This is a genomic window from Bacillus sp. FF-1, assembly GCF_028548245.1.
Taxonomy (GTDB): Bacteria; Bacillota; Bacilli; order Bacillales; family Bacillaceae_G; genus Bacillus_A; species Bacillus_A paranthracis.
Window position 1 is genome coordinate 24679 of sequence record NZ_JAQQGG010000001.1, and the last position, 16090, is coordinate 40768.

Annotated in this window: 17 protein-coding genes; 16 read left to right on the top strand and 1 reads right to left on the bottom strand. The window is 36.1% G+C overall.

Annotated features, from left to right (window positions below):
• Positions 1–84: 84 nt before the first annotated feature.
• The 12 genes from PQF83_RS00165 to PQF83_RS00220 all read left to right on the top strand — a co-directional run bounded on the left by PQF83_RS00165 (position 85) and on the right by PQF83_RS00220 (position 9238).
• The gene (locus PQF83_RS00165) at positions 85–666 is read left to right on the top strand and encodes a TetR/AcrR family transcriptional regulator (protein WP_000164848.1); all 582 of its coding nucleotides are present in this window, start codon (positions 85–87) and stop codon (positions 664–666) included.
• A 2-nt stretch (positions 667–668) separates the two neighbouring features.
• Positions 669–836, top strand: coding sequence for a hypothetical protein (locus PQF83_RS00170; RefSeq protein WP_000783813.1), 168 nt, complete (start codon positions 669–671; stop codon positions 834–836).
• Positions 837–915: 79 nt separating this feature from the next.
• Entirely contained in the window at positions 916–1392 is a 477-nt protein-coding gene (locus tag PQF83_RS00175; RefSeq protein ID WP_000371355.1) for a PH domain-containing protein, read from the top strand.
• The gene (locus PQF83_RS00180) at positions 1385–2836 is read left to right on the top strand and encodes a PH domain-containing protein (protein WP_000278199.1); all 1452 of its coding nucleotides are present in this window, start codon (positions 1385–1387) and stop codon (positions 2834–2836) included. Before PQF83_RS00175 ends, PQF83_RS00180 begins: the two co-directional genes overlap by 8 nt.
• 105 nt (positions 2837–2941) lie before the next feature.
• On the top strand, positions 2942–3376 hold the full coding sequence (locus PQF83_RS00185; RefSeq protein ID WP_000514472.1) for a hypothetical protein: 435 nt from the start codon (positions 2942–2944) through the stop codon (positions 3374–3376).
• Between the two features lie 9 nt (positions 3377–3385).
• Positions 3386–3652, top strand: a complete 267-nt coding sequence (locus PQF83_RS00190) for a CPCC family cysteine-rich protein (protein WP_000877826.1) — start codon at positions 3386–3388, stop codon at positions 3650–3652.
• A gap of 432 nt (positions 3653–4084) precedes the next feature.
• Entirely contained in the window at positions 4085–4456 is a 372-nt protein-coding gene (locus tag PQF83_RS00195; protein WP_000402491.1) for a DUF1304 domain-containing protein, read from the top strand.
• A gap of 632 nt (positions 4457–5088) precedes the next feature.
• Entirely contained in the window at positions 5089–6072 is a 984-nt protein-coding gene (locus tag PQF83_RS00200; protein WP_000735180.1) for a hypothetical protein, read from the top strand.
• 246 nt (positions 6073–6318) lie between these two features.
• Positions 6319–6615 carry a hypothetical protein gene (locus PQF83_RS00205; RefSeq protein ID WP_000606841.1) on the top strand — a complete coding sequence of 99 codons (297 nt, stop codon included), beginning with the start codon at positions 6319–6321 and terminating at the stop codon, positions 6613–6615.
• 74 nt (positions 6616–6689) lie between these two features.
• Entirely contained in the window at positions 6690–7166 is a 477-nt protein-coding gene (locus PQF83_RS00210) for a PH domain-containing protein (protein ID WP_001182705.1), read from the top strand.
• Positions 7159–8577, top strand: coding sequence for a PH domain-containing protein (locus PQF83_RS00215; RefSeq protein ID WP_048520014.1), 1419 nt, complete (start codon positions 7159–7161; stop codon positions 8575–8577). The genes PQF83_RS00210 and PQF83_RS00215 overlap by 8 nt, the downstream gene beginning before the upstream one ends.
• Before the next feature lie 226 nt (positions 8578–8803).
• The gene (locus tag PQF83_RS00220) at positions 8804–9238 is read left to right on the top strand and encodes an NUDIX hydrolase (protein ID WP_000471218.1); all 435 of its coding nucleotides are present in this window, start codon (positions 8804–8806) and stop codon (positions 9236–9238) included.
• Between the two features lie 481 nt (positions 9239–9719).
• On the opposite strand, the gene hmoB is transcribed toward PQF83_RS00220, so the two are convergent.
• Entirely contained in the window at positions 9720–10217 is a 498-nt protein-coding gene (hmoB, locus tag PQF83_RS00225) for a heme-degrading monooxygenase HmoB (RefSeq protein ID WP_000644055.1), read from the bottom strand.
• A 127-nt stretch (positions 10218–10344) separates the two neighbouring features.
• On the opposite strand from hmoB, the gene PQF83_RS00230 reads away from it, so the two are divergent.
• The 4 genes from PQF83_RS00230 to hemY all read left to right on the top strand — a co-directional run bounded on the left by PQF83_RS00230 (position 10345) and on the right by hemY (position 16079).
• A complete protein-coding gene (locus PQF83_RS00230; protein ID WP_000756249.1) occupies positions 10345–12462 on the top strand; it encodes a transglycosylase domain-containing protein in 2118 nt (705 codons plus the stop codon).
• 179 nt (positions 12463–12641) lie between these two features.
• Positions 12642–13688 carry a uroporphyrinogen decarboxylase gene (hemE, locus tag PQF83_RS00235; protein ID WP_000252614.1) on the top strand — a complete coding sequence of 349 codons (1047 nt, stop codon included), beginning with the start codon at positions 12642–12644 and terminating at the stop codon, positions 13686–13688.
• Between the two features lie 14 nt (positions 13689–13702).
• Entirely contained in the window at positions 13703–14638 is a 936-nt protein-coding gene (hemH, locus tag PQF83_RS00240; protein ID WP_000726777.1) for a ferrochelatase, read from the top strand.
• Between the two features lie 19 nt (positions 14639–14657).
• Positions 14658–16079: a protoporphyrinogen oxidase gene (hemY, locus tag PQF83_RS00245; RefSeq protein WP_001228066.1), complete on the top strand. Its 1422-nt coding sequence runs from the start codon at positions 14658–14660 to the stop codon at positions 16077–16079.
• Positions 16080–16090 lie beyond the last annotated feature (11 nt).

Genomic DNA, 16090 nt, shown 5'->3' on the forward strand with positions numbered 1-16090 from the left:
AATTTTGAATCCAACTTGCAAACGATAATTTTTTATTTTACAATTTATTTACCGACCGGTAAGTAAAAATAAGTGAGGTACAGTATGACAAAGAATTTACAAACATCGCAAAACATTGTAGAGGCATCATTTAAACTTATGGCAGAGCACGGCATTGAGAAGATGAGTCTTTCCATGATTGCGAAAGAGGTAGGTATTTCAAAACCGGCTATTTATTATCATTTTTCTTCTAAAGAAGCGTTAGTGGACTTTTTATTTGAAGAAATTTTTTCTGGGTATCATTTCGTGAGTTATTTTGATAAAGAGCAATATACGAAAGAAAATTTTGCAGAAAAGTTAATCGCAGATGGTTTACATATGCTATCTGAATATGAAGGACAAGAAGGAATACTACGTGTCATAAATGAATTTATCGTAACTGCGGCGCGAAATGAAAAGTATCAGAAACGCTTATTTGAAATACAAGAAGAGTTTTTAAATGGTTTCCACGATCTATTGAAGAAAGGCGCGAGACTAGGCGTTGTGTCACAAGATGCAACGGAAGAAAACGCTCATACGCTAGCGCTCGTAATTGATAATATGAGCAATTACATGCTCATGGGATTTCAGTTAAAGTATAAAGAAATTTGGATTCGAAATGTGAAAAACGTCATGAAGGAGGAGTAAAGATGAAAATGCAAAAAAACTGGTGGCTCGGTTTTCTTGGATTCATTGGGGTGTATAAAATTCCAGGCATGATAGAAGCTTTTCAAGCGGATGGAAATTGGATGAAGTTAATCGGTTTCATTTGGCTACTTTGGTTCGGATATTTTATTCCTGAGAAGAAAGAAGATTGAATTTCAATTTTATGTAAAGTTATGTAAAATATAGATTAAGACTATTCATATAGTAGATTACTAGATTTGGAGTGGTTACATGGATCCATTGAAAAATGAAATTCACCCTGACATGGTCAAGGTGTGGAAAGTTCGGGCTGTAATAGAAGAAGGGATCGGTATTCTTGTCATTTTAGCTTACCTTTTCCTCATGATAAAGTTTGATTGGTGGGCGTGGATTTTGTACGTGTTAATCGGTTTAACAGTTGCGTTAGCACCATTGGAGTACTTCGTATTCCCAAAACTACGTCAACGTTATTACAGCTACCAACTAAATGAAGAAGAACTTGAAATTCAACACGGTCTTTTCGTCGTAAAGCGCGTATTAGTACCGATGATTCGTGTACAGCACGTGACGATTGAACAAGGGCCGATTATGAGAAAATACAGTTTAGCAGAATTACACATTTCAACAGCAGCAACTTCTCACAGCATCCCAGGCTTAACGATGTATGAAGCGGAAATGTTGAAAACGAAAATCGCAGAATTAGCGAAAGTGAGTGATGAGGATGTATAAGAGGCAGCATCCAATCACGATGTTACTGGAATTAAAAATAACAGATTTTATACCACTCTTTATTTTCATGTTTAGCTTAAATGGAAAATTCCCGTTTTGGTATTTAATTCCCGCTGCATTCGGTTTACTCACCGTTTTTTCAGCGTTTGAAAAATGGTATTACACAACATACTGGGTTGAAAATAACGTATTACATGTAAAACAAGGCCTCTTTGTGAAGAAGGAGAGCTACTTAAATAAAGAACGTGTTCAAACGATTAATACAAGTTCTAACGTGTTATATCAAATGCTTGGCTTAAAGAAAATCCAAATCGAAACAGCTGGTGGGGGCGATGAAGCGGAGGTTAGCTTAGCCGGTATTACAGTAGAAGAGGCAACTGAGCTTATTGCTTTGCTAAATGAGCCAACTCCAGAAGTGAAAGCAGAAGAAACGTTAGACGAAGTAGTAGAACATACAGTAGAAAAAGAAATTGTTACAGAGGAAAAACAATCGACAGAATACAAGTTAACTTGGAAAGAGATTTTATTAGCTTCTGTTACATCTGGTCAGTTTGGACTATTATTCTCATTAATCTTTTTCGTGTACCACCAAGTAGATGAGTACATTCCGAAATGGATAGAGAATGGCGTAAAGTCGTATGTAATGGACCACGATATATATGGCTTGATTTTCATGATAGCCATTTTGATCGTCCTTTCATGGATTATATCGACAATCGGTTATGCGCTAAAACATGGAGATTTCACAGTAAATCGAAGAAATGACGAAGTCCGCATTTCACAAGGATTACTTGAGAAAAAAGAACTCGTCCTAAAGTTACATCGTATTCAAGGGATTACGATAAAAGAAAGTATTTTACGTCAGCCATTCGGCTATTGTGCTGTGCAAGTAGAAGTGATTCAAAGTAAGGGAACGGGTGACGAAAAAGAAAAAGTTACACTCCATCCAATCATTCGAAAAGACCGAGTACAACAGTTACTCGCACATTTACAATTACCATACGAACTGAATACAAATATTATTTCATTACCAAAAGCAGCATTACGCCGCTATCTCATTGATAGCTTCATCTTTTTCGCAATGATAGCTATCCCGCTTATTGGAATAAGTATATACTTTGAAAAGCACTTCATTATGTGGGCACTAATTCCGCTCACAATCCTCATCTTTACACTTGGTTACGCAACATTTAAAACAAATGGTTACAGTGTAAACGGAGAGCAAATTACGCTTGTATATCGTAGTGTTGGAAAATATACAGGACTTGTTAGAAGAAGACACGTCCAATCAATGGAAAAGACGCAATCCTATTTCCAGCGCCGCGCGGATTTATGTACGTATAAGTTTTCGAGCGCATCATCGAGTTATAAATTAGAGCATACGAGAGTAGAAGATGCGGAGAGAATGCAGGATTGGTATAAGAAGAGAATAAGTGAGAATTAAGTGGAATGGCTCGTCTTTTGCGGAAGGCGAGTTATTTTTCTATGTAAAAATGATAGGAAATAATGAATAATATATGTGACGCAAAAAAAAGTGAGGTGAGCAGGATTGGGGAAATTTTTAATTCCGTATTCCCATTCTTTATTAAGCTTATTTATTTCAATGACGATAATTCAAATATACGATGAGAAGGGGATTTTTGAAGGAGAGCTATTTTCTATTTTTACGAATCTTTTTATTGCTATGGCCCAAATGTTGGTCGCTACTTTAATAGTTGGAGTCCCTGTTGTTTTAGTTGGATGTCTTCTTGGAGAGATATTGTTTAGGTGCGTTATTTTACCTATAAAGCTACATTTTATCCCATCCTTAATTTTATATATTCTTTTAGCCATAAGTATTGTTTTTTGCTATGAAGTTATATCTGACGGGGTTCCTACAACATATGAAAATACTCGTATTATTAAAATGATGTACTTTATGGGATTAACTATAATTTGCTCTATTACATTTTTAGTAAGTAGGACTACATATGAAGGAAAATAAGGTGATTATATGAAATACACTTGTCCATGCTGCGGATATAAAACATTAGAAGAAGAACCACCAGGTACATATGAAATTTGTAACATATGTTTTTGGGAAGATGATTCTGTTCAATTTAAAGAGCCTGACTATGAAGGCGGGGCAAATGAAGTTTCGTTAAGACAAGCGCAGGAAAATTTCATTGTGTTTGGTGCCTGTGAAAAGCGATGTATTGAATTCGTTAGAAAGCCGACTAGTGAAGATGTGAAGGATGCTAGTTGGAAGCAAATTTGTTAAATAGCTTTAAATAAAAATGTTATTACTCAATTTAACAAGAGTAATAACATTTTTTTATGCCATGATGAAAGAATGAACGCCGCCTTATCAAATAAAAAAGAAATAAAATTTTCGTCTTTGGAGACAACTAATTATTAATTTGATGATTTAGCTGATTTTTTTTGTAGTTATTGAAAAACACCATAGTTTCTAGAGAGTGAACAGGGGTTTTGAATTGATTTGAAGTTGACGGAACAAAATAAAACGAATAGAGCAAAAAAACTTGCAAAACTAAAAGAGGAGTTGTATATTAATTGATGCATCAAATATTGATGTATCAATTAATGTTTTAATAAGTAAGAAGAAGGAATTTTCGAAAACGTATTATTCAGACGATGTCGGATTTTTATATAAGCTATAAGATTAAAGCGAAGATAGAGGGGGCACAATACTGTGGAAATAATCGCAGCTATTTTAGTCGGGATCGTAGCATTAGAACATTTATTTATCATGATCCTCGAAATGTTTTTTATGAATTCAAAAGTGGCAAAACGTGCTTTTCAATTACCCGAGCATTTAGAAGGAGATCGAAACGTAGCCATTATGTTTGCAAACCAAGGTTTATATAATGGATTTTTAGCCGTTGGTCTCATTTGGGGACTTATACTTGGTCTCAATTCAATTGGTTATATGGTTCAATTATTCTTTGTAATGTGTGTGGTAGTAGCAGCTCTGTTTGGCGGTTTCACATCTAATAAATCAATTATTGTAAAACAAGGACTTCCAGCTATATTAGCGTTGATTGCCCTTTTAATTGTGATATAGAACTAAAGCGTTTGTATAAAAGAACTCATTTTTGAAAAATACGTTATTCTTTCTTCCTATAGGCTCATAGGAAAGAATAGCGTATTTTTTCTTTTTAAGGGGATATATCCTTCAATTTAATCAAAAATGTAAATTCTTTTTTTAGCGCGATTGTTATGAAAATACGTATTACATTAAGGATTAGAACCGGATTAACGCTTTAAAATATAGAAGGTGGGGAAAATAATGTAAAAAAACTATTGTATGTTTAAAAACCGTGTGTTACATTTGTGTTACAAAATAGTTACAAACTGTAACTTATATTGCAGTTTGTTTTCTTTTTGTTTTTCGGTATGTTACAAATCGGAGTGTGTATCAAATCGTCAGAAGATATTTGAAGTTCAAAAAGTTTTTCTATGTGTATAAGAGTGTGTGTAGTAAAGAGCTTGGTGAGAACTTTGCGCACATTATTAAAATTCCTTTCTGTCTTTAAAAGAAGAAAACCAACTATTTAGGAGTTTTAAGTAATGATAGTAAATGAAATGTACTTCCTTTCCCGCACATAAAGTACATATTTACGCTCAGTCTAATTACTACACAGACTTTTATACATATAAAGCTATTGTTTTAGGGGATATATAGGAGGAGAAAAAATGAAAAAGTTATTAATGGTAATTGGACTTACATTTTTAATGTTAGCTGGATGTAGTAATGGGAATTTTGACAAAGTAATGGATGAAGGAAAGACCGCGTTAACGAATAAAGAGTATAAAAATGCCTTATCATCATTTGAAAAAGCACTAGATGAGAAGAAAGATGATTCAGATGCAAAGGTGCTTGTAGAACAAACAAAAGCAATGATTGAAGCTGTGAAGTTAAAAGAAGAAACAAAGGTAGAAGAATCAATCAAGTCATTTGAAAAAGTAGAGAACATGAAGGATGGAAATAGTACGTTAGTAAAACAAGCGAAGGAAGAACGAACAGCATTATTAGCTATCGTCGAACAAAAAAAGAAGTATAGCGAGCAACTAGTGAAAAGTGAAGAGTTAATAAATAAGAAAAATTACGCAGAAGCGAAAGATATATTAAATAAGCTAGTTTCAGAAACAAAAGATAACAAAAATCTTGAAGAATATAATAAAAAGGCTTCAGGATTAATTACTAAAATTGGTGAAGCAGAAAAGAATGCAACGGTAGCGAAGGCAGAAAAAACTAATGTAGCAACGAATCAAAAGGTAACAACAGAGAAGCCTCAAAAGGTAGAGACAGAAAAGAACCAAAAGGTAACGACAGAGAAGCCTCAAAAGGTAGAAGCAGAAAAGAACCAAAAGGTAACGGCAGAGAAGCCTCAAAAAGTAGAAACAGAAAAGAACCAGAAGGTAACGACAGATAAGAACCAAAAGGTAGAAACAGGAAAGACTCAAGATGCATTTACTTTTGAGAAAGCGAAAGAATATATTAAAAATGAATATAAAGAAGACTATGATTATACGCTAGAAAATACGCAAGTAGAGAATGGAAAGAAATATTATCAAATTAGAGTGCGTACGACATATAAAATAGAAGGCGCAGCTGGATCAGGATTTACTGGCGTATTTAAAGTATTTGAAGATGGTACGATTGTTGAAGTGCACTAAATTAATGGAAAGGTATCCTCAAAGTGTTTGAAGATACCTTTTTAGCGTAAAAAAAGCATCTAGCAAAAGTACTAGATGCAAATAAAAACACAAGGGAAGACAAAATTCTTCCCTTTTCCCGTAAGTAATTATATCAAAAAATTTATAAAAAACTAGCTTTATTTTTAATATAATTGATGTGTGAAGCTATGAAAGTATAAGATTACACTATTTTTGTAGTGTTTTGTTGAAAAAGGAGCCGCCTATATGATTAATTTTAAATCAGAAAATTTGAACCAACTATTAAAAGTAATGTTAATTAGTGCCAATAAGTCTTACGATGCGATTAAAGAGTATGAATGTACGGGAGAAGCAGTCGTATTCTGTGTAGACTTCGAATATATTGACGTTTCTCTTATGATTGTAGATATGCTAGGAAGATCGGCTTCTAGATTTAACATTTTGCCATTTGCTAAGCCAGATACGAATGAGATAGATTACATTCAGTTTCAAGTGTATTCCATTAATGAAGGGAATTTTAAAGAAGTTCTCGATACGATGTAAAAAACTATAATTTTACAAAAATGTATATACCAACTAATATATAAGTAATAAATTCATATAATTGGAGTGATGAGATGCAGCCGTTAGAAAGGGAGATTCATTCTAATATGCTGAAAGTGTGGCGAATTCATGCTTTAATTGGGGCGGCAGTTATACTAGCAGTCGTAATTGCATATTTCTTTTTTATGATCAATTTTAATTGGTGGGGTTGGTTGTTTGGCTTGTTAGTCACAGGAGCTATTCTATTTATTCCGCTCGATTATTTTGTATTTCCAAATTTACGTCAGCGCTATTATAGTTACAGATTAAATGAAGAAGAGATTGAGATTCAAAAGGGAATGTTCGTTGTAAAACGCGTGCTTATTCCGATGATTCGTGTGCAGCACGTAACGATTGAACAGGGCCCGATTATGAGAAAGTACAATTTAGCAGAATTACATATTTCAACAGCAGCAACTTCTCATAGTATTCCAGGTTTAACGAAAGAAGAAGCAGAGCAGTTGAAAAGACAAATTGGAGAACTTGCGAAAGTAAGTGATGAGGATGTATAAGAGGCAACATCCGATCACGATTTTATTAGGTATTCGAGTTGCGACTTTGTTGCCTTTTATTTTTCTTGTTTTATTTCGATCAGATGGTGAAGTAGAACCATGGTATTTCTTGCATCTTGTTCTTTTGTTTGTATTATTCATTATGGCTATTTTCTCAGCTATAAAATGGTATTTTAAAGTGTACTGGGTTGAAAATAATATTTTACATATTAAACATGGCGTCTTTGTAAAGAAAGAAAGTTACTTAAATAAAGAACGTGTGCAAAATATTAGTACGTCTTCTAACATCATCTATCAAATATTTGGACTGACGAAATTAAATATTGAAGTGGCAGGCGGCGGTACTGAGCCAGAAGTGATGTTGGCGGGTATTAGAGAAGCAGAAGCGAAGGAACTCATTGCTTTATTACATAAAGAAAGAAGTGTTGTGAGTGAAGAAGGGCCTGCGGAAGAAGGAAGTAAGACGGTATATCAGTTAACAACGAAAGAGATTTTAGCAGCATCTATTACATCTGGTAGATTCGGATTAGTGTTTTCTATGTTAGTCATCCTTTACACAGAGTTTAATCAATTTCTACCAGAATGGCTTATCAATAAAGTAGAAACGTATGTGATGGATAACGGTGTAGATGAATTAATCGTTATGGCGGCGATTTTAATGGCAGTGTCGTGGGTCATTTCAACAGCAGGTTATGCATTAAAATATGCGAACTTTAAAATTGAGCGAAACGGAAATGAAGTTCGCATCGTGCAAGGTTTATTTGATAAGAAAGAGTTTGTTTTAAAATTACACCGTATTCAAGCGATTACGGTGAAAGAAGGCATTCTCCGCCAGCCTTTCGGATATTGCTCTGTCGAAGTAGAAGTCATTCAAAGTATAGAAGCGGCAGGAAATGAAGTGATGTTACATCCTTTTATGAAGAAAAAAGATGTGCAGCAGTTACTCGCATATTTACAGTTGCCGTATGAAATGGAAGCGGAAATCGTTCATTTACCGAAAGCAGCATTACGTCGTTATGTCATCATGGGCTGGATTACAAGTGCCGTACTCGCTGTGCCAATCATAGGTGCGAGTATATATTTTAAACAAAATATCGCGTTATTCACTCTCATACCATTATGTATTATATTTACGTTACTTGCATACGCGCGGTATACAAGTAGTGGTTATATGATACGGGACAATCAGTTAGTCATGGTATACCGAGGACTCGCGAAATATACAGGAATCATGCGAAGAAGGCATGTGCAAGCAGTCGGATACAGTCAGTCGTATTTCCAAAAGAAAGACGAGCTATGTACAGCTAACGTGTCAGTAGCGGGGCATCGTTACAAAGTGAAGCATATGCAAAAAGAAGATGCGCTTCGTATATATAATTGGTACAAAGAAAAAGGAAACACCGGCGTGTAACGGTGTTTCCTTTTTTGTGTCATGATTTGTCGATAAGTCGATATATTTTGAAAATCGCTGATATAATTTGAGTTGCGCCGATATTGTGATTTGAACCATAACTTTGCCTCTTGGGCAAGGTTATGGTTCTTTTTGTCTGTGGCGAATTTATAATTCATGTAAAGGGAAGGGAATATTACAAACCTTGAAGAAGTGATTAAGGATAATTTATAGGAGGTACTTTAAAATGTTTATCGTAAATGTTGAAGGTGCTATAAGGAAAAATGATAAATGGCTTATTATTGAAAGAAGCAAAAAAGAGGAACATGCTGGTGGTTGGCTTTCTCTTGTGGGAGGTAAGGTAGATATAGAAGGAAATTCCTCAGACATATTAGAGCGAACAGTAAAGCGAGAAATATTAGAAGAAGTTGGTGTGAGCGTAAAAGACAGGATAAATTATGTACATAGTACATCATTCGTAACCGAAACAGGTGAAAATGTTGTCGATATTGTTTTTCTTTGCGAATATGAATCGGGGGAGGCATTTTCTAAAAGTCCCGATGAGGTTGAAGCGGTATTATGGTTAACTACTAAAGAAATATTAAATCACCCCAATTCGCCAATTTATTTAAAAGAAAGCATTAATCATGCGGAAGCGTTGATTCGTATTCATTCTTCATAACGCTATTAATTTATAATAGAAGTAAAGTTGTTATATACATAAATGGGGGTAACTTTGGAATTTATCTTGTTCAATTATCGGGCGCTTTAATGGAAGAAGAATCACAGAGATGGTCAGACTTTTTATAAAATAATGATTCAATTAAATAAATTAAGAGCGTATTTTGATCAATCTTTTTTCAAAACACGCCCTTTCTTTTTGCTCGTTTATCAAGATTATTAGTATCAATTTAACCAAATATTATTCCAAAGCTATATTAATAAAACACACGGTAAGCTTATGGTTTAATAATTAACTTCCGGCAAGCTTATGATTCCATTTTCTATGGAAAATTAGATGAATCTCTTCTAAAATAAGTGATTTCCGGCAAGTTTATGCTTCCAATTGCGGCAAATTTATGAGTATAGTGACAGATATATTCGAAAAATCGCCGATATAATTTCATGTACCGCATCCTTGGAGAAACCACGATACAAAAAAACTAAACTAACACATCAAAAGTAGTTACAAATGACGGACGAGAGAAAATACTCTTTTGCTGTTCTGCATGTGGATGCGCCGGTGCTTGTCCTTCTGCTTGTGCGGGGCGTTTTTTATGAGCATTTTCGAATGAACGTGATTCTGTCCAGTCTTTAAAGTTTTGCTCTGTTTCCCACATCGTTAAGATGACATATGTATCGTTACTTAATGGGCGTAGAACGCGGATTGCTTGGAATCCTGGTTCGTTTTCAATAAGGCCTGCGCGGTTTTTAAAACGGTTTTCAAATACTGGGCGACCTTCGTCTGTTACAGAAATGTTGTTACAAACGATATAGCCAGGTTGTCCTTTAAATTCTCCAACAGCGTCTAGTACATCATACTTAAGAGATCCTTCTACAGATTCTTCTGTATTTTCTTTATAAAACATATTTTTTTCATCATTTTTTGCAGTGAAATGTGCTTGTTCTAGAGGTGTTTCGTATGAAATAATAGCCTTCATTTTAATGCCCCCTTACTTATTTGTTTCTATTATATCAACTCTCTTAAAAAACTTCGAAGATTATATACATAAAGATACTTCTTTTTCAAATAATAAATGTACCATCATTTGGAAAGAAGGCCGATGTATGAAGAAAGTAAAGTGGACTTTATTAGGTGGGTTAGCAACGCTACTATTAGCGATTGTCCTTTATAAACTAATTGTGTTAGCTGGTGGCTATATGATGGATGAAAAGCAGCTCGTTTTCCACTCTTCATCACGTATCGTTGACCAGAAAGGGAAAGAAATTACGAAATTATACGTAGAAAATAGAGACCTTGTACCAATCGAGCAAATTCCGAAATATGTACAGCAGGCGTTCGTTGCGGTGGAAGATTCTCGTTTTTATGAGCATCAAGGAATTGATTACCCGTCTATATTTCGTGCTCTTTATAAAGACACGTTAGCTGGAGAGAAGGTCGAAGGCGGTAGCACGATTACGCAGCAACTTGCTAAAAACGTTTTTTTAACTCGTGAAAAAACATTTACGCGTAAGTTGAAGGAAGTCGCAATTTCCCTTCAATTAGAGCAAAAATATACGAAGCAACAAATTCTTGAAATGTATATGAATCATATTTATTTTGGCCATGGAGCTTACGGTATTCAAGCAGCAGCAAAGTTATATTTTAATAAAAATGTAGAAGATTTAACAGTAGAAGAAGGAGCAATGCTTGCAGGTCTTCCGAAGTCGCCAAACGGTTATTCACCTTATTTTTCTCCAGAGAAGAGTAAAGAACGCCGCGATCTCGTATTGTCACTTATGCATAAACAAGGCTATTTGACTGCCGAAGAAAGCGTACGTTATCAAGGAAAGACAATTGCACTATATAAAAACTTAGATGAGAATGAACTCGCATATATGCCGTATATTGATATGGTTATAGATGAAGCAGCTCGTTTATACGGATTGTCTCATCAAGAAGTGCTTCGCGGAGGATATACGTTTGTCGTACCGATGGATGAAAAAATTCAAAAGGTAGCGTATAACCAGTTTCAAGATGCAAGGAATTTCCCTGGGAAAGAAGAGGGGGCGCAAGGTGCTTTTTTATTAATGGATAATCGTACGGGCGGGATTAAAGCTGCGATTGGCGGAAGAAAGTACGTCCCGAGAGGATTTAATCGCGTTTTTGCAAAAAGACAGCCCGGTTCTGTGCTAAAACCACTTATCGTTTATGCGCCAGCACTCGAAACGAAAAAGTATAATCCGTATTCTTTATTAAAGAATGAAAGACATTCTTTTGAAGGGTATGAACCTCGAAATTATAACCATGAGTATTCGAAAGAAATGACGATGTACGATGCGATTGTAGAGTCAGCAAATGTACCAGCAGTTTCTTTATTAAATGAGTTAGGGGTAGAAGAAGGAAAGCAATATTTAGAGAAAGGAAATGTTCACATTGCTGATGCTGGTTTAAGCACAGCGCTTGGCGGATTGAAAAATGGTGTTTCAACATTTGATCTTGTGAAAATGTATCGTGCGTTTTTAGCAAATGGTGATATTATTGAGCCGCACGTTATTGATAAAGTGTTAAATAGACACGGCGCAGTCATTGGAGAATCACCAAAAGTAGAAACGAAAATTTTCTCGAAACAAACGGCATGGTATATGACAAAAATGTTAGAAGGAGTTGTAAAGGAAGGGACAGCGAAAGCCGGTGTATATAACGGAGCGTTAGCTGGGAAAACAGGTACAACTTCCTTACCAAATGACGATAATGGGGCGAGGGATATGTGGTTCGTTGGCTATACGCCAAATTTAGTAGGCGCTGTTTGGATTGGTTATGACCGCATAGATAAAGAGCATCAGTTGCAAGGAGAAAGTGCGTCAGCAACAAAATTATTTAAGAAAATTTTAACGAAAGCAAATGTAGAACAGAAAGAGCAGTTTAGGAAACCAGAAGGTGTGGAAACAATCGGTGCTCCAATTCGGCTGCGCAAGATTGAAGATGTGAAAATGAAATTAGCATTTAGCCCTTTCGGTTTATTTAAAGCGAAATTAAGCTGGACACCACTTCCAGATGAAAGAATTATGTATCGTATTTATAGAGTGGAAAATGGAATTCATACGCATGTAGGTACTGTAAATGGTGCCGGGGAATATGAGGAAAAGTTCGTTAACATCTTTTCAAAACCGAGTTTTTACGTTGTACCATATAACACACAAACGAATCGCGAAGGAGAAAAGTCAAAAGTAGCTAAACCATAGTTTTTCTCTGTGTTATAATAAGAATGTTGCGAAAATAGTAAGCGTTTTTAAGAATGTTTGTGTCAATTTAATGAACAACGTACATAATATTATGCATTTTGTTTTTACAAGCTGTATAGTAAAAAAAGATAAATATCGAACGTATTCGAAGCATTGTGGTAAGGAAGGGAGCTAGGGTCTTGGTAAGAACTATAAATGAGACATTTTTAAAAGCATGTAGGGGGGAACGTACTGATTATGTACCAGCATGGTATATGCGTCAAGCAGGTCGTTCGCAGCCGGAATATAGAAAGATAAAAGAAAAGTATTCTTTATTTGAAATTACACATAATCCAGAGTTATGTGCTTACGTTACAAAACTGCCAGTTGATCAGTATAACGTAGACGCAGCAATTCTTTATAAAGATATTATGTCACCACTACCTGCAATTGGTGTGGATGTAGAAATTAAATCAGGTATTGGCCCAGTTATTGATAATCCAATCCGTTCTTTACAAGACGTAGAAAAACTAGGGGAAATCAATCCAGAAGATGACGTACCGTACATATTAGATACAATTCGTTTATTAACGACTGAAATGCTAGATGTACCGTTAATCGGTTTTTCAGGAGCTCCATTTACATTAGCGAGCTATATGATTGAAGGCGGTCCATCTCGTAACTACCATAATACGAAAGCGTTCATGTATGCAGAGCCAAAAGCTTGGTTCGCTTTAATGGATAAGCTAGCAGATATGGTTATTACATATTTAAAAGCGCAAATTAACGCAGGGGCAAAAGCAGTTCAAATTTTTGATTCTTGGGTTGGAACAGTAAACGTAGCAGATTACCGCGTATTTATTAAACCAGCAATGGAGCGTATTTTTGCAGAAGTTCGCACGATGGGTGTACCGATGATTATGCACGGCGTAGGAGCTGCACACTTAGTAAATGAATGGCACGACTTACCGCTTGATGTAGTCGGTTTAGACTGGCGTTTACCAATTGAAGAAGCACGTGCACGCGGCGTTCACAAGGCGGTACAAGGTAATATGGATCCTTCGTTCTTACTTGCGCCATGGTCTGTTATTGAAGAACATGTAAAAGGTATTTTAGATCAAGGGATGAAACAGCCGGGTTATATCTTTAACTTAGGTCACGGTGTATTCCCAGAAGTAAATCCAGATACATTAAAACGTTTAACTACATTTATTCATGAATACTCTAAAGGGCAGTTAGCGAAGTAAAGGAGAATTGCTGTATGAAAAAGAAAATTGGTTTGCTTGTAATGGCATACGGAACGCCATATAAAGAAGAAGATATTGAACGTTACTATACACATATTCGCAGAGGAAGAAAGCCAAGTCCTGAAATGCTAGAAGATTTAACAGAGCGTTACCGTGCAATTGGTGGTATTTCTCCTTTAGCTACTATTACATTAGAGCAAGCTAAGAAGTTAGAGAAGCGTTTAAATGAAGTACAAGATGAAGTCGAGTACCATATGTATCTTGGCTTAAAACATATTGAACCGTTCATTGAAGATGCGGTGAAAGATATGCATAACGACGGTATACAAGATGCAATCGCACTTGTTCTTGCGCCGCACTATTCTACGTTTAGCGTAAAATCATACGTTGGACGAGCACAAGAAGAAGCTGAGAAACTTGGAAACTTAACAATTCATGGCATCGATAGCTGGTATAAAGAACCAAAATTTATCCAGTACTGGGTTGATGCAGTGAAAGGTATATATAACGGTATGTCAGACGCAGAACGTGAAAAAGCAGTATTAATCGTATCAGCTCATAGCTTACCAGAAAAAATTATCGCAATGGGCGATCCATATCCAGATCAATTAAATGAAACAGCGGACTATATTGCAAGAGGCGCTGAAGTAGCAAACTATGCAGTAGGTTGGCAAAGTGCAGGAAACACACCAGATCCTTGGATTGGTCCCGACGTACAAGATTTAACGAGAGAACTAAATGAAAAGCACGGTTATACTTCATTCGTATATGCACCAGTTGGATTTGTTGCGGAACATTTAGAAGTTTTATATGACAACGACTTTGAGTGTAAAGTGGTAACGGATGAAATTGGCGCGAAATATTATCGTCCAGAAATGCCAAACGCATCGGACGCATTTATTGACTGCTTAACAGATGTTGTAGTAAAGAAAAAAGAATCTGTACTGTAAGAAGAAAGGGGGAGCCTGCTTGAGGAAAAAAGTTGTGATCATCGGCGGAGGCATCACTGGATTAACAGCAATGTATAACTTACAAAAAAATATTCATGAAAAAAACTTGCCGATTGATACATTACTGATAGAAGCATCGGGTAAACTTGGCGGAAAAATTCAAACCGTTCGAAAAGATGGATTTACAATTGAGCGCGGACCGGATTCTTTCTTAGCACGAAAAGAAAGTGCAGCTAGATTAGTGAAAGAATTAGGTCTTGGCGATGAACTTGTAAATAATGAGGCCGGTCAATCATTTATCCTCGTAAACAATCGGTTACATAAAATGCCGAATGGATCAATGATGGGAATTCCAACGCAAATTACGCCGTTTCTATTTTCCGGGCTGTTCTCCCCAATTGGGAAACTAAGAGCTGGTTTTGATCTATTAATGCCAAGATCAAAACCAGTATCTGACCAATCACTCGGGCACTTTTTCAGACATCGCCTCGGAAATGAAGTGGTTGAAAATTTAATAGAACCATTACTATCTGGTATTTATGCAGGGGATATTGATGAAATGAGCTTAATGTCAACATTCCCGCAAATGTATCAAATTGAGCAGAAACATCGCAGTATTTCACTCGGTATGCGTACGCTCGCTCCGAAAGAAGAGAAAGCTGAACCGAAAAAAGGAATCTTCCAAACAGTGAAAACAGGTTTAGAATCTATCGTAGAATCTCTTGAAGCAAAGATGCATGAAGGTACGATAATAAAGGGAACTCGCATTGAAAAAGTTACAAAACAGGGTGATGGCTATACGATTACTCTTAGTAACGGAAAAGAAATAGAAGCGGACGCGGTCGTAGTGGCAAGTTCACATAAAGTATTGCCATCTATGTTTGCACAGTACAAGCAGTTTCGTTTCTTTCGCAACATTCCGTCCACATCAGTTGCGAATGTAGCAATGGCTTTCCCGAAATCAGCCATTCAGCGAGATATTGATGGTACAGGATTTGTTGTCTCTCGAAATAGTGATTACACAATTACAGCATGTACGTGGACGCATAAAAAGTGGCCACATACAACGCCAAAAGGAAAAACGCTTCTTCGATGTTACGTTGGACGACCTGGTGATGAAGCAGTTGTAGAACAAACAGAAGAGGAACTCGTTCAGCTCGTACTAGAAGACTTACGAAAGACGATGGATATTACAGAGAATCCAGAGTTTACAGTCGTAAGCCGTTGGAAAGAAGCAATGCCCCAATATACAGTAGGCCATAACGAGCGAATGAAGAAACTCACAACATTTATGGAGAAAGAGTTGCCAGGTATATACTTGGCAGGTAGTTCTTACGCTGGTTCTGGTCTGCCGGACTGTATTGACCAAGGTGAGAAGGCTGCAAAACGTGTACTCTCTCATTTGGAGAAAGTAATGAATACGGAATTAATCGCACAATAAAGAGAAACGCC

Coding starts and splice junctions, on each gene's coding strand:
- PQF83_RS00165 (WP_000164848.1), top strand. CDS start 85: ATGACAAAGAATTTACAAACATCGCAAAACATTGTAGAGGCATCATTT.
- PQF83_RS00170 (WP_000783813.1), top strand. CDS start 669: ATGAAAATGCAAAAAAACTGGTGGCTCGGTTTTCTTGGATTCATTGGG.
- PQF83_RS00175 (WP_000371355.1), top strand. CDS start 916: ATGGATCCATTGAAAAATGAAATTCACCCTGACATGGTCAAGGTGTGG.
- PQF83_RS00180 (WP_000278199.1), top strand. CDS start 1,385: ATGTATAAGAGGCAGCATCCAATCACGATGTTACTGGAATTAAAAATA.
- PQF83_RS00190 (WP_000877826.1), top strand. CDS start 3,386: ATGAAATACACTTGTCCATGCTGCGGATATAAAACATTAGAAGAAGAA.
- PQF83_RS00200 (WP_000735180.1), top strand. CDS start 5,089: ATGAAAAAGTTATTAATGGTAATTGGACTTACATTTTTAATGTTAGCT.
- PQF83_RS00205 (WP_000606841.1), top strand. CDS start 6,319: ATGATTAATTTTAAATCAGAAAATTTGAACCAACTATTAAAAGTAATG.
- PQF83_RS00210 (WP_001182705.1), top strand. CDS start 6,690: ATGCAGCCGTTAGAAAGGGAGATTCATTCTAATATGCTGAAAGTGTGG.
- PQF83_RS00215 (WP_048520014.1), top strand. CDS start 7,159: ATGTATAAGAGGCAACATCCGATCACGATTTTATTAGGTATTCGAGTT.
- PQF83_RS00220 (WP_000471218.1), top strand. CDS start 8,804: ATGTTTATCGTAAATGTTGAAGGTGCTATAAGGAAAAATGATAAATGG.
- hmoB (WP_000644055.1), bottom strand. CDS start 10,217: ATGAAGGCTATTATTTCATACGAAACACCTCTAGAACAAGCACATTTC.
- PQF83_RS00230 (WP_000756249.1), top strand. CDS start 10,345: ATGAAGAAAGTAAAGTGGACTTTATTAGGTGGGTTAGCAACGCTACTA.
- hemH (WP_000726777.1), top strand. CDS start 13,703: ATGAAAAAGAAAATTGGTTTGCTTGTAATGGCATACGGAACGCCATAT.